The organism is Pseudomonas sp. WS 5146, from assembly GCF_012985495.1.
In the GTDB taxonomy this organism is placed as follows: Bacteria; Pseudomonadota; Gammaproteobacteria; order Pseudomonadales; family Pseudomonadaceae; genus Aquipseudomonas; species Aquipseudomonas edaphica.
The window spans coordinates 428,398-446,396 of the sequence record NZ_JAAQWL010000004.1; the positions used below are offsets into that span (position 1 = coordinate 428,398).

At 60.7% G+C, this 17,999-nt stretch carries 14 protein-coding genes; 9 read left to right on the plus strand and 5 right to left on the minus strand.

Translation table 11 applies throughout. The features are described from left to right. The first annotated feature begins 30 nt into the window (after nucleotides 1-30). Together HBO41_RS14165 and rimK are read left to right on the plus strand one after the other, a co-directional pair. Nucleotides 31-495 carry an ATP-dependent zinc protease gene (locus HBO41_RS14165; protein WP_169986753.1) on the plus strand — a complete coding sequence of 155 codons (465 nt, stop codon included), beginning with the start codon at nucleotides 31-33 and terminating at the stop codon, nucleotides 493-495. After that, nucleotides 492-1,397 carry a 30S ribosomal protein S6--L-glutamate ligase gene (gene rimK, locus HBO41_RS14170; RefSeq protein ID WP_003171022.1) on the plus strand — a complete coding sequence of 302 codons (906 nt, stop codon included), beginning with the start codon at nucleotides 492-494 and terminating at the stop codon, nucleotides 1,395-1,397. The genes HBO41_RS14165 and rimK overlap by 4 nt, the downstream gene beginning before the upstream one ends. A gap of 154 nt (nucleotides 1,398-1,551) precedes the next feature. Here rimK and HBO41_RS14175 read toward each other — a convergent pair whose 3' ends face one another. Further along, complete coding sequence (locus HBO41_RS14175) at nucleotides 1,552-2,865, minus strand: ATP-binding protein (RefSeq protein WP_017135367.1); 1,314 nt, start codon at nucleotides 2,863-2,865, stop codon at nucleotides 1,552-1,554. A gap of 117 nt (nucleotides 2,866-2,982) precedes the next feature. Beyond that, entirely contained in the window at nucleotides 2,983-3,723 is a 741-nt protein-coding gene (gene ompR / locus HBO41_RS14180) for a two-component system response regulator OmpR (protein WP_017135366.1), read from the minus strand. A 357-nt stretch (nucleotides 3,724-4,080) separates the two neighbouring features. Here ompR and HBO41_RS14185 point away from each other — a divergent pair, with 357 nt between their 5' ends. The 7 genes from HBO41_RS14185 to tauD all read left to right on the plus strand — a co-directional run bounded on the left by HBO41_RS14185 (nucleotide 4,081) and on the right by tauD (nucleotide 12,304). After that, on the plus strand, nucleotides 4,081-6,408 hold the full coding sequence (locus HBO41_RS14185) for a Tex family protein (protein WP_169986660.1): 2,328 nt from the start codon (nucleotides 4,081-4,083) through the stop codon (nucleotides 6,406-6,408). Then, nucleotides 6,408-6,791, plus strand: coding sequence for a PaaI family thioesterase (locus HBO41_RS14190; protein WP_017135364.1), 384 nt, complete (start codon nucleotides 6,408-6,410; stop codon nucleotides 6,789-6,791). Before HBO41_RS14185 ends, HBO41_RS14190 begins: the two co-directional genes overlap by 1 nt. A gap of 214 nt (nucleotides 6,792-7,005) precedes the next feature. Beyond that, on the plus strand, nucleotides 7,006-8,589 hold the full coding sequence (gene gshA, locus HBO41_RS14195; RefSeq protein WP_169986662.1) for a glutamate--cysteine ligase: 1,584 nt from the start codon (nucleotides 7,006-7,008) through the stop codon (nucleotides 8,587-8,589). Nucleotides 8,590-8,847: 258 nt separating this feature from the next. After that, entirely contained in the window at nucleotides 8,848-9,825 is a 978-nt protein-coding gene (gene tauA / locus HBO41_RS14200; protein ID WP_169986664.1) for a taurine ABC transporter substrate-binding protein, read from the plus strand. 18 nt (nucleotides 9,826-9,843) lie between these two features. After that, nucleotides 9,844-10,623, plus strand: a complete 780-nt coding sequence (gene tauB, locus HBO41_RS14205) for a taurine ABC transporter ATP-binding subunit (RefSeq protein ID WP_017135361.1) — start codon at nucleotides 9,844-9,846, stop codon at nucleotides 10,621-10,623. After that, nucleotides 10,620-11,456: a taurine ABC transporter permease TauC gene (gene tauC / locus HBO41_RS14210; protein WP_169986666.1), complete on the plus strand. Its 837-nt coding sequence runs from the start codon at nucleotides 10,620-10,622 to the stop codon at nucleotides 11,454-11,456. Before tauB ends, tauC begins: the two co-directional genes overlap by 4 nt. Nucleotides 11,457-11,467: 11 nt before the next feature. Beyond that, nucleotides 11,468-12,304, plus strand: coding sequence for a taurine dioxygenase (tauD, locus tag HBO41_RS14215; protein WP_017135359.1), 837 nt, complete (start codon nucleotides 11,468-11,470; stop codon nucleotides 12,302-12,304). Nucleotides 12,305-13,130: 826 nt separating this feature from the next. Here the strand turns inward: tauD and mgrA are convergent. The 3 genes from mgrA to betT form a co-directional block, all read right to left on the minus strand. Continuing rightward, nucleotides 13,131-14,168, minus strand: coding sequence for an L-glyceraldehyde 3-phosphate reductase (mgrA, locus tag HBO41_RS14220; RefSeq protein ID WP_017135725.1), 1,038 nt, complete (start codon nucleotides 14,166-14,168; stop codon nucleotides 13,131-13,133). A gap of 108 nt (nucleotides 14,169-14,276) precedes the next feature. Further along, a complete protein-coding gene (locus tag HBO41_RS14225; RefSeq protein WP_017135726.1) occupies nucleotides 14,277-15,605 on the minus strand; it encodes an OprD family outer membrane porin in 1,329 nt (442 codons plus the stop codon). A gap of 291 nt (nucleotides 15,606-15,896) precedes the next feature. Further along, on the minus strand, nucleotides 15,897-17,858 hold the full coding sequence (gene betT, locus HBO41_RS14230; RefSeq protein ID WP_169986756.1) for a choline transporter BetT: 1,962 nt from the start codon (nucleotides 17,856-17,858) through the stop codon (nucleotides 15,897-15,899). Nucleotides 17,859-17,999: the final 141 nt, after the last annotated feature.

The window sequence follows — 17,999 nt, forward strand, 5'->3', positions numbered from 1 at the left end:
CGGTTACCCATATTGAAGACATTTGACCATTTGACCGTTGTGGGTCTGCGCGAGTGGGTGGCCCTTCCCGACCTGGGAGTGGCTGGCCTGCGCGCGAAGATCGACACCGGTGCCAGCACCTCGAGCCTGCACGCCACCGATATCGAGCCCTTTGAGCGCGACGGTGAGAAGTGGGTGCGCTTCACTGCGCACCTGGGCAGCGTGGTGCAATTGCGCCATCGTCGCTGCGAAGCGCCCCTGGTGACGATGAAAACTATCAAGAGCTCCAACGGCCATGCGCAGGTGCGGTATGTAATCAGCACCACCCTGGCACTGGGTGACCGAGTATGGCGGGTGGAATTCACCCTGGCCTGTCGCAAGGCCATGCGTTACCGCCTGTTGCTGGGCTCCAAGGCGCTGATTGACGGCCAGTTGGTGGTCAACCCCGGCGTCAAGTACGTTCAAGACAAGCCGGTGTTCCCGGTCTCTACTATTTCTGCCCCAGGTGCTGCATGAAGATTGCTGTGCTGTCGCGAAACCCGCGTCTGTATTCCACCCGCCGCCTGGTCGAGGCCGGCACCGAACGTGGCCATGAAATGGTGGTGATCGACACGTTGCGTGCCTATATGAACATTGCCAGCCACAAGCCGCAGATCCACTACCGGGGCAAACCGCTGGAAGGCTTTGATGCGGTGATCCCGCGGATCGGCGCTTCGGTGACGTTCTACGGCTGCGCGGTGTTGCGCCAGTTTGAAATGATGGGCGTGTTCCCGCTCAATGAGTCGGTAGCCATCGCCCGTTCGCGGGACAAGCTGCGCTCCCTGCAATTGCTGTCGCGCCGGGGTATCGGCCTGCCGGTGACCGGCTTTGCCCACTCCCCCGATGACATCCCCGACCTGATCGAGATGGTCAACGGCGCACCGCTGGTGATCAAGGTGCTCGAAGGTACCCAAGGTATCGGCGTGGTGCTGTGTGAGACGGCGACTGCCGCCGAGTCGGTGATCGAGGCGTTCATGGGCCTCAAGCAGAACATCATGGTGCAGGAATACATCAAGGAAGCCGGCGGTGCGGATATCCGCTGCTTCGTGGTCGGCGACAAGGTGATCGCAGCCATGAAGCGCCAGGCCAAGCCAGGGGAGTTCCGCTCCAACCTGCACCGTGGCGGCAGTGCCAGCCTGATCAAGATCACCCCGGAAGAGCGCATGACCGCGCTGCGGGCCGCCAAAGTGATGGGCCTGGCAGTGGCGGGCGTGGATATCCTGCGCTCCAACCACGGCCCGCTGGTGATGGAGGTAAACTCATCACCGGGCCTGGAAGGGATCGAGACCACCACCGGCAAGGATGTGGCGGGGATCATCATTCAGCATTTGGAGAAGAATGGTGGGCCGAATATGACCCGGACCAAGGGCAAGGGCTGATACAACCCGGCCTTCCACCCACCGAAAAAACCTGTGGGAGCTGGCTTGTCGGGTCGCCGCATCGCTGCGATAGCGGTGGGTCAGCAACCCATTTGTTAACTGATACACCGTTATCGCAGGCAAGCCAGCTCCCACATTGGGTTGCTGTTGTTTTTTAGACCGCATCCCTTGGCAGCATCAAGCCCAGCGGCAAGCGCACCCGCGCTTCCAGGCCGCCTTCTTCGCGGTTGCGCAGCTCAACATTGCCGCCATGCATCGAAGCAATTCGCCGCACAATCGCCAGCCCCAGCCCCGTACCCTTGCCGCCCCGCGCACGGTCGCCACGGGTGAATGGGTTGAAAATACCTTCCAGCTCCGCCGGGTCGATGCCCGTACCACGGTCCATCACGCTCAACACCACATAGGGCGCCGTGCTGTCGCCGGACACATAGGCGGCCACTTCCACATCTGAACCCGCGTGATGCAAGGCGTTGCCGATCAGGTTGTTCAACAGGCGCTTCATCGACACCCGACGCAATGCAAACGGCTGGATCGGCTCCAGGCGCATGCGCACCTGTTCGCCATTCTGGTTGTAGGGCGCCACCACCTCACGCACCAGGTCCGTGAGGTCGACTTCCTCCACCACCTCATCACGGCCATCGCGGATAAACGCCAGGAACTGATCGAGAATCGCGTCCATGTCCTCGATGTCGCGCACCATGTCGTCGGTCAGGTCGTTATGGTTGCCCATCAACTCCAGGGACAGCCGCAAACGCGTGAGCGGCGTGCGCAAGTCATGGGACACGCCCGCCAGCATCAGCTCGCGTTCGCGCCCGGCCTGTTCGACATCCTCCGCCATCTGGTTGAAGGCACCGTACACCTCGGTCATCTCACTGGGCGTATCGCTGATCGGCAGGCGCACACTGCGCCCCTGCCCGAGTTGGCGGGCGGCAAACACCAGGCGTTTAAGCGGTTGGTTGAGCTGTCGGACGAAAATCCACGCGGAAGCGGTTGAAAGTAAACCGATGGCCAGGAACCAGCCCAACACGTTCCAGATTTTTTGCCCGCGCAGCGGATGGGGGTAAAGGGGCACCTTGATCCAGGCATCTCCCAGACTCGGAGCCCTGACCCAGAGTGCAGGTGAAACATGCATGCGCAGGCGCACCTCGGTGTCCTCTCCCAGCTCAGCCTGCATCTGACGCTGATAAATCTCGCTGTAAGGCCAATGCTGCTCACCTTCGGGCACACCAGCGCCGTCGACTCGAATCAGCGTCGAAGCCTTTGCTACCTTTTCGCGGTTTTCAGGGTCAACGGCCCAGTAGGCACGCAGTGTCAGGGCGACACCGTGGCTGTACTGCCTGTCTACCAGCACGTCTTCGTTCATCAATAGATAAACCAGCGTGAGCGCCTTGGAAAACAGAACGACGATCAGCACCAGCCAAAGGGTGCGAGAGAAGAAACTTTGCGGGAACCACAACGGGGTTTTCATAGGAGACAGCTAAACACCTTGCAGGAACGAGCGGCGCTCGCAGAATTGCAGACGCCGGGCATCCCGTCGACCCTCATGGAGTCAAACGCCGGGATGCCCGCCCCTGCAAGTCATCGGTCACTTGGTTGCAGTGCCATCCGGCACAAACACATAACCCACGCCCCACACCGTCTGGATGTACCGCGGCTTGGCCGGGTCCGGCTCGATCATCCGGCGCAGACGCGAGATCTGCACGTCGATGGAGCGCTCCAGGGCGTCCCATTCGCGGCCACGGGCCAGGTTCATCAACTTGTCGCGGGTCAACGGCTGGCGAGCATTCATCACCAATGCCTTGAGCACGGCGAACTCGCCGGTGGTCAGCATGTGCACTTCTTCGCCACGCTTGAGTTCGCGGGTCGCCAGTGACAGCTCGTATTCGCCAAAGGTGACGCTCTCGTCTTCGCTGCCTGGCGCGCCCGGTACCGGCGGTGCCTGGCGACGCAATACGGCCTTGACCCGAGCCATCAACTCGTCAGGGTTGAACGGCTTGGCCAGGTAGTCATCAGCGCCCAGTTCCAGGCCCTTGATGCGGCTCAGCTCATCGCCCTTGGCGGTCAGCATGATGATGGGGATCTGGTTGTTCGCACCGCGCAGGCGCTTGCAGGCGGTAAGGCCGTCTTCGCCGGGCAGCATCAGGTCGAGTACGACCAGGTTGAACACTTCGCGCCCCAACAGGCGGTCCATCTGCTCGGTGTTCGGCACCGCGCGGGCACGGTAGCCCTTGGAGTTGAAAAAACGTTCCAGCAGGCTGCTCAGCCCCGGATCGTCGTCAACGATGAGAATTTTTTCGCCTTCAGCAGTTTGTGCAGTGCTGCTCATTAGATGCTCCTCTTATCTCGGCGCGCATTATGGCGTAGCTGCCGTTATACGCACCGTGTGCATTGTTAGCAGATTTTTCCTCCACCGCCAGCGAACCCGCGTCCTACAACCACCGGCGCAGTACCCCCCAAGGGCAGAACGCTGGTTATAATGCGGCGCCTTCACGCAGGGCACTGTCAGACTTTACTGTTTGCAGCCTCAGCCGTTTTTTCAGCGCGGGGCAGCAATTTCCCGATTTCGAGGGTCAATAGGCAGCCTTTTGACCCAGGCAGCGGTGCCGCTGGCGCCGCTCAACCAGCCTCGCAACGCCTTGTTTTCCGGGCCTGCGAGCTGCTTTCAAGAATTTCAGGTGGTTTTATGGACAGCATCAACAGCCGCATTGCCGAGGAACTCGGTGTACGCCCACAACAGGTCGAAGCGGCCGTCGCGCTACTGGATGAAGGCTCCACGGTGCCTTTCATCGCCCGTTACCGTAAAGAAGTGACCGGCAGCCTCGACGACACCCAATTGCGTCACCTGGAAGAGCGCCTGCGCTACCTGCGAGAACTCGACGAACGGCGCATCAGCATCCTCGCCAGCATCGAGGAACAGGGCAAGTTGACCCCGCAACTGGAACGCGACATCAAGCTCGCCGACACCAAGACCCGCCTCGAAGACCTTTACCTGCCGTACAAACAGAAGCGCCGCACCAAGGGCCAGATCGCCCTGGAAGCCGGTTTGGGCGAGCTGGCCGACGGCCTGTTCAACGACCCGTCGCTGGCCCCGGAAGCCGAAGCCGCGCGCTTTATCGATGCCGAAAAAGGCGTCGCCGACGTCAAGGCCGCCCTCGAAGGTGCCAAGTACATCCTCATGGAGCGTTTTGCCGAAAACGCCGGCCTGCTGGAAAAACTGCGCACCTACCTCAAGCAGGAAGCCATTCTCAGTGCTCGCGTTATCGCCGGCAAAGAGGAAGAAGGCGCCAAATTCCGCGATTATTTCGAGCACGACGAGCCGCTCAAGAGCATGCCGTCGCACCGTGCACTGGCGATTTTCCGGGGTCGCAACGAGGGCATTCTCAGCTCGGCGCTGAAAGTCGGCGACGAATTGCCGGGCACCATGCACCCGTGCGAAGGCATGATCGGGCAACAATTCGGCATCCAGAATCAGAACCGTCCTGCGGACAAGTGGCTCGGTGAAGTCGTGCGCTGGACCTGGAAGGTCAAGCTCTACACCCACCTGGAAACCGACCTGCTCGGCGAGTTGCGCGACGGCGCCGAAACCGAGGCGATCAACGTGTTCGCCCACAACCTGCACGACCTGCTGCTGGCCGCACCGGCCGGCCCGCGCGCCACGTTGGGCCTCGACCCGGGCTTGCGTACCGGCTGCAAGGTTGCGGTGGTCGACTCCACCGGCAAGCTGCTGGACCACGCCACCGTGTACCCGCACGTGCCGCACAACAAGTGGGACCAGACCCTCGCCATCCTGGCCGCCCTGTGCGCCAAGCACGCCGTGGACCTGATCGCCATCGGCAACGGCACCGCCAGCCGTGAAACCGATAAGCTGGCCGCCGAGCTGATCAAAAAATACCCCGCCATGAAGATGACCAAGGTCATGGTTTCCGAGGCCGGCGCTTCGGTGTACTCGGCGTCGGAACTGGCTTCCAAGGAATTCCCGGACCTCGACGTGTCGATCCGTGGCGCCGTCTCCATTGCTCGCCGCCTGCAGGACCCGCTGGCAGAGCTGGTGAAGATCGACCCTAAATCCATTGGTGTCGGCCAGTACCAGCACGACGTGTCGCAGCTGAAACTGGCGCGCGGCCTGGATGCGGTGGTGGAAGACTGCGTGAACAAGGTGGGCGTGGATGTAAACACCGCCTCGGTCGCGCTGCTGGCGCGTATTTCCGGGCTTAACACCACCCTGGCGCAGAACATCGTCACCCACCGCGACGAAAACGGTGCGTTCAAAACCCGCGCCGCGCTGAAGAAAGTCGCACGCCTGGGCGAAAAAACCTTTGAACAGGCCGCCGGCTTCCTACGGGTCATGAACGGCGATAACCCGCTGGACTCGTCTGCGGTTCACCCGGAAGCCTACCCGCTGGTGCAGCGTATTGCCGCCGAGACCGACCGCGATATCCGTTCGCTGATCGGTGACGCCGCGTTCCTCAAGCGCCTGGACCCGAAGAAGTACACCGACGAAACCTTCGGTGTGCCGACCATCACCGACATCCTGCAAGAGCTGGAAAAACCTGGCCGCGACCCGCGTCCCGAGTTCAAGACCGCCGAGTTCCAGGACGGTGTTGAAGACCTCAAGGACCTGCAGCCGGGCATGATCCTCGAAGGCGTGGTCACCAACGTGACCAACTTTGGCGCCTTTGTGGATATCGGCGTGCATCAGGACGGTTTGGTGCACATCTCTGCACTTTCGGAGAAGTTCATCAAGGATCCACGCGAAGCGGTAAAAGCCGGTGACGTGGTCAAGGTCAAGGTCATGGAAGTCGATATCCCGCGCAAACGCGTGGGTCTGTCGATGCGCATGAGCGACACCCCAGGCGAGAAAATCGACGGCGCCCGTGGTGCACGCCCAGGCTCGGCCCCGCGCCAATCCCAGGGTAACGCGCCGCGTAAAGAGCCCACCGCCACGGCCGCGCCGAGCAACAACGCGATGGCGTCGCTGTTTGCCAACGCCAAGCAGTTGAAGAAACGCTGATGGAAATCCCGGCCGGTTTGACCCAGAGCGCGTTCAGCGAACTGATCGGCTGCCGCCTGCAACGCCTGGACGAGGGCGTTGCCGAAGTGGCCCTGACCCTGGAGCCGCAACTGCGCAACCGCGCGGGCAAGCTCCATGGCGGGGCGATTTTCAGCCTGGTCGACATCACCATGGGGCTGGCCTGTTCCAGCGCCCATGGATTTGACCAGCAGAGCGCGACCATCGAGTGCAAGATCAACTATATCCGCGCCGTCGAAGACGGTGATGTGCTGTGCACCAGCCGGGTGATTCACGCCGGCAGACGCACGTTGGTGGTGGAAGCCGATGTGTATCAAGGCGAAAGACTTGTCGCAAAAGCACAAGGCACCTTCGCTGTCCTCTAGCTCCCCGCCCTCGATTTGAGTTAATTTCGGCGCTGCGACAACAGCGTCGGAATTTTCTTGCTGCGCTATAGCCCAATTCATGGAGTGAAGTAGGCTTTTTCAATGTGAGCCAAATCGACTCTAAACCAGGCGATAACGCCAGTTTCAACTTCACCCTTGTAGACCGTCCTGCCCACCCCCATATTGGGGCGACTGACGCGTGAAGGAATCCAACTTGAGCGAACTTCTCAACCGCCGCCTGGCCCTGCTCGGCAAGCGCGAACACCTCTCCCTGCTAGAGCAATGCTTGCACGGCATCGAGCGTGAATGCCTACGCGTCACCGGTGAGGGTCGCCTGGCACAAACGCCGCATCCAGAAGCCCTGGGCGCCGCGTTGACCAATGAATTGATCACCACCGACTACTCGGAATCGCTGCTGGAGTTCATCACTCCCGCCCTGCCCAACCCGGCCGACACCCTGAGCAGCCTGGACAAGATCCATCGGTTTGCCTACAGCAAGCTCGGCAGCGAGTACCTGTGGAGCCCTTCGATGCCGTGCCCGTTGCCGGCCGAGGAAGATATTCCGATCGCCTACTACGGCACCTCCAATATCGGCCAGCTCAAGTACGTGTACCGCAAGGGCCTGGCCCTGCGTTACGGCAAGACCATGCAGTGCATCGCCGGCATCCACTACAACTTTTCCCTGCCGGAACAGCTGTGGCCGTTGCTCAAGGAGACTGAAGGCTTCGTCGGCACCGACCGCGACTACCAGTCCACCGCCTACATCGCGCTGATCCGTAACTTCCGCCGCTACAGCTGGCTGCTGATGTACCTGTTTGGTGCTTCACCGGCCCTGGACGCCGGTTTCCTGCGCGGTCGTTCGCACCAACTGGAAGTGCTGGACGCCGACACGCTGTACTTGCCGTACGCCACCAGCCTGCGCATGAGCGACCTGGGTTACCAGAGCAACGCCCAGGCTGGGCTGACGCCGTGCTACAACGACTTGAACAGCTACACCGACAGCCTGCGCGAAGCGGTGGCAACGCCCTACGCGCCTTACGTCGAAATCGGCACCCATAAGGATGGTGAATGGGTGCAGCTCAACACCAACATCCTGCAGATCGAAAACGAGTACTACTCCAACATCCGCCCCAAGCGCGTGACCTACACCGGCGAGCGGCCGATCCAGGCGCTGATGGCCCGTGGCATCCAGTACATCGAAGTGCGCTGCCTGGACATCAACCCGTTCCTGCCGATGGGCATCGACCTGCCGGAGTCGCGTTTCCTTGATGCGTTCCTGCTGTACTGCGCGTTGAACGACAGCCCGCTGTTCGCCAACAACGAGTGTGGCAATGCCACCTCCAACTTCCTCAGTGTGGTCAAGGAAGGCCGTCGCCCAGGCCTGCAATTGCAGCGTGAAGGCCAGGCGGTGGACATGAAGGAATGGGCCACCGAGCTGCTGGAGAAGATCGCCCCGCTGGCGGCCTTGCTGGATGAGAGCCATGGCATCACCGAGCACAGCCAGGCGCTGGACGCTCAGTTGGCGAAGGTCAAGGACTCGTCCCTGACGCCATCGGCCCAGGTGCTGGCGGCAATGGCCGAACGCAAAGAGAGTTTTGCGCAGTTCTCACTGCATCAGAGCGAGGTACACGCCGCGCACTTCCGCCAGGAGCCTTTACCGGCCGATGAGCAAGCACGCTTTGAAGAGTTGGCGCGTCAGTCGCTGGCTCAGCAGGTGGAGCTTGAGCAAAACGAAGTGGGCGACTTTGACGTGTTTGTCGGCTCGTACCAGGCAAGCATTCTGGCGATCAGTAACTAAAGCATCACGCCATCTCCTGTGGGACCTGGTTTGTGTGGGAGCTGGCTTGCCTGCGATGCAAACACCTCGGTGTATCAGTGATACCCAGGTGATGCTATCGCAGGCAAGCCAGCTCCCACATTTGCCTTCATTGGGTTGAAGATTGCGCTCACTCTTCTCCTCATAAGCTAATTCGAAAATGTTATTTATTTTCGAGTTCTTAGATCATTTAGTCTCCTCTCACGCCGATCCTCGGCCGCCTGATTGAGGAGCTTCCCCTTGAAACTGCTTACCCCATTGCGCCTCTTGGCCGCATTGTCCCTGGCCGGTGCCAGCCTGTTTGCCCAGGCGGCAGATGTGACCATTGCTTACCAGACCACCGTAGACCCGGCGAAAGTCGCCCAGGCCGACGGTGCGTATGAAAAAGCTACCAACGCCAGGATCGACTGGCGCAAATTCGACAATGGCGCCGACATCATCGCCGCCATTGCTTCCGGCGACGTCCAGATTGGCTACCTCGGTTCCAGCCCGCTGACCGCTGCGGTAACGCGCAAAGTACCCGTTGAAACCTTCCTGGTCGCCACCCAGATCGGCGGCGCCGAAGCGCTGGTAGCGCGCAATGGTTCGGGGATCAACAGCCCACAGGACCTGGTCGGCAAAAAGATTGCGGTACCTTTCGTTTCCACCGGCCACTACAGCCTGTTGGCCGCGCTGAAACACTGGAACATCGACCCTTCCAAAGTGACCATCCTCAACCTCGCACCGCCGGCAATCATTGCGGCGTGGAAGCGCGGCGATATCGACGCGACTTACGTGTGGGACCCGGCCTTGGGCGTCGCCAAGGAAAACGGCAAAGTGCTGATCACTTCCGGCGAGCTGGCCAAGTTCGGCGCGCCAACCTTCGATGCCTGGATCGTGCGCAAAGACTTCGCCGAGAAGCACCCGGAAATCATCACCGCCTTCGCCAAAGTCACCCTGGACGCCTACGCCGCCTACCGCAAAGACCCACAGGCCTGGCTGGCCGACAAAGGCAACGTCGACAAGCTGGTGAAGCTCTCCGGCGCCAAGGCCAGTGATATCCCACTGCTGCTGCAAGGCAACGTCTACCCACTGGCCGCTGACCAAGTAACCCTGCTGGGCGCACCGACCACCAAGGCTGTGACCGACACCGCCGCGTTCCTCAAGGAACAAGGCAAAGTCGACGCCGTGCTGCCGGACTACGCCCCTTACGTCAGCGCCAAGTTCATCACTAACTGATTCAAGGAGTTCATCGCGATGGCCTTGCTACAACTGGAGCGCATCAGCGCACAGTACCCAGGCGCCACAGAACCGGTACTGTCCGATATTTCACTCGACCTTGGGCCTCAGCAATTGCTGGTGGCCCTCGGCCCGTCCGGCAGTGGCAAGACTTCGCTGTTGAACCTGATTGCCGGCTTCGTCGAACCTTCTGCCGGGCGTATCACCCTCGATGGCGTACCGGTCAAAGGCCCGAGCGCCGAACGCGGCGTGGTATTCCAGGACGACGCTCTGCTGCCCTGGCAGGACGTGCTGGCCAACGTCGGCTTCGGCCTGGAACTGGCCGGTGTGCCCAAGGCACAACGCGAAGTGCGCGCCCGGGAAATGCTCGCACTCGTCGATTTGGCCGGTTTCGACAGCCGCCGTATCTGGCAGCTTTCCGGTGGCCAGAAACAGCGTGTCGGCCTGGCCCGCGCGCTGGCGGCCGACCCTCGCGTGCTGCTGATGGACGAGCCTTTCGGCGCCCTCGATGCCTTCACCCGCGAACAGATGCAGGAGTTGCTCCTGCAAGTCTGGCGGCGCACGGCCAAACCGGTGTTCCTGATTACCCATGACATCGAAGAAGCGGTATTTCTCGCCACCGACCTGATCCTGCTGGCGCCCAACCCAGGCCAGATCGTCGAGCGCCTGCACCTGGACTTCGGTCAACGCTACGCCGCCGGTGAATCGGCGCGGGCGATCAAGTCCGACCCGCGCTTTATCGAAACCCGTGAACACGTGCTGGGCAAAGTGTTCTCGCAACGGCAGGTGCCTGCATGAGCAGCTACGAACTTCCCGTCACGGCCGCCAAGCCGGTAGCGCACAAGGTTATTCCAGTACGTCGCAGCCTGAGTACACGTTGGATCAGCGTACTCACCCTGATCGCCTTGCTGGCAATCTGGTGGGCCGTCACCGCCACTGGCTTGATCGAACCGTTGTTCCTGCCGCCACCTTCCGCCGTGCTGCAAAAAGGCTGGCTGCTGGCAACCACCGGCTATATGGATTCCACCTTGTGGCAGCACCTGGGCGCGAGCCTCACGCGCATCGGCCTGGGCCTGGGCTTTGCGGTACTGACCGCGGTGCCGGTAGGGATTGCCATCGGTGCCAACCGCATTGCCCGTGGCATCCTCGACCCGCTGATCGAGTTCTATCGGCCGATACCGCCCCTGGCTTACCTGCCGCTGATCGTGATCTGGTGCGGCATCGGTGAGCTGTCCAAGGTATTGCTGATTTACCTGGCAATCTTTGCACCTATCGCCATCGCCACCGCGACCGGCGTGCGCACGGTCGACCCGGCCAAACTGCGTGCCGCGCAGTCGTTGGGCGCCACCCGCGCCCAGTTGATTCGCCATGTGATCCTGCCGAGCGCGCTGCCCGACATCCTTACCGGCGTGCGCATCGGCCTGGGTGTGGGTTGGTCGACCCTGGTTGCGGCCGAGCTGATCGCCGCCACCAGCGGCCTGGGCTTTATGGTGCAGTCGGCGGCGCAGTTCCTGGTCACCGACGTGGTGGTGCTGGGGATTCTGGTGATCGCCCTGATTGCCTTCGCCATGGAAATGGGCCTGCGTGCCCTGCAGCGCAAATTAGTGCCTTGGCATGGCCAGGCACATTGAGTGAGAACCGCATGAGCAGCCTGACCGTTACGCCAATAAGCACCGCCCTGGGCGCCCTGATCAGTGGCGTCGATATCACCCAACCGTTGAGCCTCCAAGAACGTGACGCCATTGAGCAGGCGCTGCTCAGCCACTCGGTGCTGTTCTTCCGTGGCCAAGCCGTCACGCCGCAGCAACAGGCGCGGTTTGCGGCAAATTTTGGCGACCTGCATATTCACCCGATCTACCCCAACGTGCCGGAGCAGCCCGAAGTGCTGATCCTCGACACTGCCGTGACTGACGTGCGCGACAACGCCGTATGGCACACCGACGTGACCTTCCTGCCGACGCCGGCGCTCGGCGCGGTGCTCAGCGCCAAGCTGCTGCCGGCCTTTGGTGGCGACACGTTGTGGGCCAGTGGCATTGCGGCGTATGAAGCCCTGTCGGAACCCTTCAAGCGCCTGCTCGACGGCCTCACGGCGACTCATGATTTCACCAAATCCTTCCCGCTGGAGCGCTTTGGCAACACCGCCGAAGACCTGGCGCGCTGGGAAGAGACCCGCAAGAAGAATCCACCCCTGTCACACCCGGTGGTGCGCACGCATCCGGTCAGCGGGCGTAAGTCATTGTTTGTGAGCGATGGGTTCACCACCAAAATCAACGAGCTGGAGCCGACGGAAAGCGAGGCCATACTCAAGCTGCTGTTTGCCCACGCAACACGGCCGGAATTCACCATTCGCTGGCGCTGGCAGGAGAACGACGTGGCGTTCTGGGACAACCGCGTGACCCAGCACTACGCCGTGGATGACTACCGTCCGCAACGGCGCGTGATGCATCGCGCCACAATCCTGGGCGACGTCCCCTTCTAAACCAGGCACAGCCTCTGCATCAATGAAGGTCAAAATGTGGGAGCTGGCTTGCCTGCGATAGCGGTGGACCAGCCACAACTTAATCGACTGACACACCGCCTTCGCGGGCAAGCCCGGCTCCCACATTGACCGCGTACTGACGAATGAATTTGCCACACTGAAGATCAAAATATGGGAGCTGGCTTGCCTGCGATAGCGGCGTACCAGCCCATACATTCATCGACTGACACACCGCCATCGCGGGCAAGCCCGGCTCCCACATTGACCGCGTACTGCCGAATGAATTTGCCACACTGAAGATCAAAATGTGGGAGCTGGCTTGCCTGCGATAGCGGTGGACCAGCCCATACATTCATCGACTGACACACAGCCATCGCGGGCAAGCCCGGCTCCCACATTGACCGCGTACTGCCGAGTGAATTTGCCACACTGAAGATCAAAATGTGGGAGCTGGCTTGCCTGCGATAGCGGTGGACCAGCCACTACTTCATCGACTGGCACACAGCCATCGCGGGCAAGCCCGGCTCCCACATTGACCGCGTACTGCCGAATGAATTTGCCACACTGAAGATCAAAGTGTGGGAGCTGGCTTGCCTGCGATAGCGGCGGACCAGCCCATACATTCATCGACTGACACACAGCCATCGCGGGCAAGCCCGGCTCCCACATTGACCGCGTACTGCCGAGTGAATTTGCCACACTGAAGATCAAAATGTGGGAGCTGGCTTGCCTGCGATAGCGGCGTACCAGCCCATGCATTCATCGACTGACACACCGCCTTCGCGGGCAAGCCCGGCTCCCACATTTTTGACCGGCTTGTACCGGCTTATTCAGCAGTGGATGGTTTTTCCCACAGGTTAATCCCGCCTTCCTGCGCAAACCGATCAATCTCCGCCAGTTCTTCCGCACTGAAGCTCAAGTTCTTCAACGCGCCGACGTTTTCAATGATCTGCTCCGGTCGGCTCGCACCAATCAAGGCACTGGTCACCCGCGGGTCACGCAGGGTCCAGGCCAGGGCCAGTTGCGCGAGGCTCTGGCCACGGCGCTTGGCGATTTCATTCAACCCGCGCACATGGGCAATGTTGGCTTCAGACAAGTGCTTGGCCTGCAACGAGCCGCCACCTGGGCGGTTGACCCGCGCATCGGCCGGCACGCCGTTGAGGTACTTGTCGGTGAGCAAACCCTGGGCCAGTGGTGTGAAAGCAATCACCCCTGCGCCAAGTTCGTCGGTGGTATCCAGCAGGTCTTTTTCAATCCAGCGGTTGAGCAGGTTGTAGGCCGGCTGGTGGATCAGCAACGGCACTTTCCACTCTTTGAGCAGCGCCGCCATTTCGCGGGTTTTCACCCCCGAATAAGACGAGATACCGATGTACAACGCTTTGCCCTGCTGCACGGCAGTGGCAAGGGCGCTGGCGGTTTCTTCCAACGGGGTGTCGGCGTCAAAACGGTGAGAGTAGAAAATATCCACGTAGTCGACGCCCAGGCGTTGCAGGCTCTGGTCCAGGCTCGCCAGTACGTATTTGCGCGAACCGCCACCCTGGCCGTAAGGGCCGGGCCACATGTCCCAGCCGGCTTTGCTGGAAATGATCAGCTCGTCGCGGTAGTGCTTGAAGTCTTCACGCAGCAAACGGCCGAAGTTGATCTCGGCGCTGCCATACGGTGGGCCGTAGTTGTTGGCCAGGTCGAAGTGGTTGATCCCCAGGTCAAACGCAGTGCGCAGCAGGGCGCGCTGGGTGTCAATCGGGGTGCTGTCGCCAAAGTTGTGCCACAGCCCCAGGGACAGTGCCGGCAGCACCAATCCACTGCGACCTACGCGGCGGTACGGGATAGATTCATAGCGGTTTTCGGCAGCAATGTAAGTCATCGAATCCTCTCTTGGACGTAGGCAAATAAGGCCTGGGAATAAGGTTATTCCCAGGCCTTTTAACCAGCTGAATCGCTTAAGCCTGCCGCTCCGTTCTACAGCAATTTCCTACCAGAGTGGAACGACGTAGCTGACATAAAAGCGATTTTCATCTTGAACGGTGGCACCGGTAATATCCGGGCTGGCGTGGGCATTTTTCCAGGTCACGCCCAGGCCCTTGAGGGTGCCGGTCGGTACTTGGTAAGCCACGGCAATGTTGCGTTCCCACTCGCTGGTGGTGCCTTGCACGGTGCGGATGTCATCACCGTGGGCATAGGCCGCCGAGAACGTCAGGCCGGTAAGGCCCAGCTTACCGAAGTCATACTTGTACTGCGCAAGCCAAGTGCGCTCACCGGCGTGTTGAAATTTATTCAACTGCATGTTGGTGAGCGCCGGGGTGTCTGCGCCTGAGCCCGGCCCTTGGCGGTTGTCGCCGCTGTTGAGGCCGGAATCGAGGTACGGGAAGTCGCTGTCACCGCTGTTTTTCTGGATGCCCAAGCCGACGGTGTGACCATCCAGGCTGTAGCTCTCCAGCAAGCTGGCGGTGGTTTGGTTGATGCGGCCCTTGCTGGTGCCGTCGCCATACAGACCGGCGCCGGTAAAGTCTTTATCGCCGTCGGCGTTGGCGCCTACACCAAGGCTGCGGAACACACGCACGTCGGTGTCGATGGCGCCCACGGACAACGCGTCATGACGCTTGGCGCCGAGGAAGAACTGCTGGTAGTAATCCTCAAGGTTGGAGTACCACAGGCTCACGGTGGTGTTCTGGATGCCGGTGTAATCCGCACCGCCGAACAGGAAGCGATCGCTTTCTCGGGTGCCGCCGGCGGTGATCATGCCTTGGTCGCCGGTTTCGTTGCGGATCTTGGTCTTGAAGATATCGCCGCCGGTGAAGGTGAAGTCGCTAAGGTCTTTGGAGACCAGTTGTACGCCGGTATTGGTCTGCTGGTACAGGCGGCCGTCGGTGTTGGCCAGTACCGGGTTGTTGCCATACAGCGTGCCAACCCGCAGTTCATCTTTGGCGAAACGCATCTTGAAGGTCGGGCTGAGTACACCGAACTGGTCGGCGGATTTGCCGTTGTCCAACGGGAACATGCTGCCTGGGTAACGGCCCTGGTGATCCTTGTCGTTGAGGTCGCCGCCGGAGTCGAGTTTCAAGCCGTAAAACGCCTGCAAGTCCAGGCCAAAACCTACCGGGCCTTCGGTGTAGCCGGACTTGAAGTTGAACTCGAAACCCTGGCCCCAATCCCGCACGCTATGCGCCTTGGCGTTGCTGCCCACCACATCACGACCTTGCTGGTTGAGATAGCGGTTGAGCAGGGTCACGTCGGCGTGGCTGTCGTCGATAAAATCGGCATGGGCGGACAGCATAAAGCTCGCCATGGCGGCACCTACCATGGGGCTTATTAACGTCTTCATTGTTACCGGTCTCCGTCACTGTTCTGAAATGAAAGCGTCAAACGCTTCACACAATTACGCAGTGGCCAGATGACAGTTCGGAGTCAAAACACTCGGTTCACGAATGAAATTAAGTTTAAGAAAGCCTTTAATTACGCGGGTTTGCGGGCATTTGATCGTTCCCACGCTCTGCGTGGGAATGCATCCATTGACGCTCTGCGTCATCACTGCGGCGGGACGCGGAGCGTCCCAGGCGGCATTCCCACGCGGAGCGTGGGAACGATCGGTGGGTCAGCGCACCAGGTGCAGGAACTGCAGGTGGCGCTCGTACTGGTCGAGGATGTCGTTGATGATCTGCTCCTTGGTGTAGCCGACCAGATCGTAGTCCTGGCTGCCCTCACTCAAGTGCACTTCCGCGCGGTAATAGCGGCGGTTGTTGATCTCTTTGGAACCCATGCCACCCCGGGCAAACGACGGCGTGAAGTAACCGCGCATCTGCACCTGGTAAACGAATGGATGCTCCTCGCCATGCCCGATTTCCAGGCTGACGCTGTCGTTGGACGGGTCCGGCTGAGTCACCACATTCAGGCCTTTCTCGACAAACACCGCCGTCACTTCTTCGATCGCCGGGCGCACCGTCGATTCGAGGAAACGGTACACCTCATCACGTGACGGGAAGTGCACAGCCTGGCTCAAACGCTGGCGCCAACCGCCTCGGCCTTTGCGCGCCGCCGACACCGGTGCCAGCGAATGCAGCTGGGCAATCTGCTTCTGCGATTCGAGGTAAAAGGCCTTGTGCAGCCCCCACATCATCAGCAGCAAAATCAGCGAGAACGGCAACGAGGTCAGCACCACTGCCGATTTGAGCGAGTCGATACTGCCGGCAAACAGCAGGGCACTGGTGACCAGCGCCGTCATCGCGCCCCAGAACACCCGCAGCCATTTCGGCCCGTCTTCATCGGCGTTGCCGCCTTTGGACGAAAGCGTCGACAGCACTACAGTGCCGGAATCCGCCGAAGTGACGAAGAACACGAAGCTGATAAACACCGTGACGGCGATCACCGTCTTGCTCCACGGGTAGGTTTCCAGCAGCAAGTAGAGGCTCATCGAAGGGTCATCGATGGCCGACTGGCCCAACGCGGTCATGCCGTGGTTGAGTACCTGGTCGATGGCGCTGTTGCCGAAGATCGACATCCACGCCAGGGTGAAGCCCAGCGGAATCAACAGCACGCCGAAGACGAACTCGCGGATGGTCCGACCACGGGAAATACGCGCGATGAACAGGCCCACGAACGGCGACCATGCGATCCACCAGGCCCAGTAGAACACCGTCCAACCGCCCAGCCAGTCGCTGGGTTTGTCGTAGGCGTACACATCGAAGCTCTTGGTCGGCAAGGCGCCGAGGTAGTCACCGATGTTCTGGATCAAGGTGTTGAGCAAGTGCTGGGTGGGGCCTGCGAACAACACAAACAGCAGCAGCGCACAGGCCAGCAGCATGTTGATGTCGGACATCACTCGCACGCCCTTGTCGACGCCGGCGACGGCAACCAGGATCGCAGCGCCCATCATCAAGGTGATCAGGCCAACCTGAATCCACTGCGTATGCGCGATGCCAAACAGGTAGTCGAGACCGGAGTTGAGGTGCAACACGCCAAAACCCATATCGGCGCCCAGGCCGAACACCGTGGCGATGATGCCGAAGCCGTCCACCGCATAACCGATGGGGCCGTTGATGCGTTTGCCGATCAGCGGGTACAGCGCCGAGCGCAGCGCCAGCGGCAGGTTATGCCGGTAGGCGAAGTACGCCAGGGCCATGCCGACAAAGGCAAACACGCCCCAGCCATGCAGACCCCAATGCAGAAACAGGATCTGCATGGCCTGGCGAGCCGCATCGGCATTCATCGGCGCGCCCTGAGGCGGCTGCACCAGGTGCGTCAATGGCTCGGAGACGCAGAAGAAAAACAGCGTGATGCTGATCCCCGCGGCGAACAGCATGCCGGCCCAGGACAGGTAACTGAATTCGGGCTCGTCGTGGTCGGCACCGAGTTTTATCTTGCCGTAGCCCGATAGCGCGGTGACCACCACGAAGACCAGATACAGCGTCATCGCGAGCATGTAGTACCAGCCGACCGTGTTGGCCGCCCAGTTTTGCGCTGCCAGCAGCCAGGCACCGGCCTGTTGCGGAATAGCGATGACAGTGATGCCAAACAGCAGAATGAAGGTTGCGGCAAAGTAGAAAACCGGCGCATTCATGCGCACCAGGCCGCTGGATGGGGTGGACGATGCACTCATGAACGATGCACCCCGAAGGTGTGTGATGTGGCTGTAAATAACGGACTCAGCAAAGGTAAGCCTCCTGTTGTGAGCGGGCAGCGAACCACCGGGTTTAACTTG

Excerpts from the sequence above, each read along its gene's own strand:
- HBO41_RS14190 (WP_017135364.1), top strand. The coding sequence starts at position 6,408 with ATGGAAATCCCGGCCGGTTTGACCCAGAGCGCGTTCAGCGAACTGATC.
- mgrA (WP_017135725.1), bottom strand. The coding sequence starts at position 14,168 with ATGACTTACATTGCTGCCGAAAACCGCTATGAATCTATCCCGTACCGC.
- tauB (WP_017135361.1), top strand. The coding sequence starts at position 9,844 with ATGGCCTTGCTACAACTGGAGCGCATCAGCGCACAGTACCCAGGCGCC.
- betT (WP_169986756.1), bottom strand. The coding sequence starts at position 17,858 with ATGAATGCGCCGGTTTTCTACTTTGCCGCAACCTTCATTCTGCTGTTT.
- tauC (WP_169986666.1), top strand. The coding sequence starts at position 10,620 with ATGAGCAGCTACGAACTTCCCGTCACGGCCGCCAAGCCGGTAGCGCAC.
- HBO41_RS14225 (WP_017135726.1), bottom strand. The coding sequence starts at position 15,605 with ATGGTAGGTGCCGCCATGGCGAGCTTTATGCTGTCCGCCCATGCCGAT.
- rimK (WP_003171022.1), top strand. The coding sequence starts at position 492 with ATGAAGATTGCTGTGCTGTCGCGAAACCCGCGTCTGTATTCCACCCGC.
- HBO41_RS14185 (WP_169986660.1), top strand. The coding sequence starts at position 4,081 with ATGGACAGCATCAACAGCCGCATTGCCGAGGAACTCGGTGTACGCCCA.
- tauD (WP_017135359.1), top strand. The coding sequence starts at position 11,468 with ATGAGCAGCCTGACCGTTACGCCAATAAGCACCGCCCTGGGCGCCCTG.
- HBO41_RS14175 (WP_017135367.1), bottom strand. The coding sequence starts at position 2,865 with ATGAAAACCCCGTTGTGGTTCCCGCAAAGTTTCTTCTCTCGCACCCTT.
- ompR (WP_017135366.1), bottom strand. The coding sequence starts at position 3,723 with ATGAGCAGCACTGCACAAACTGCTGAAGGCGAAAAAATTCTCATCGTT.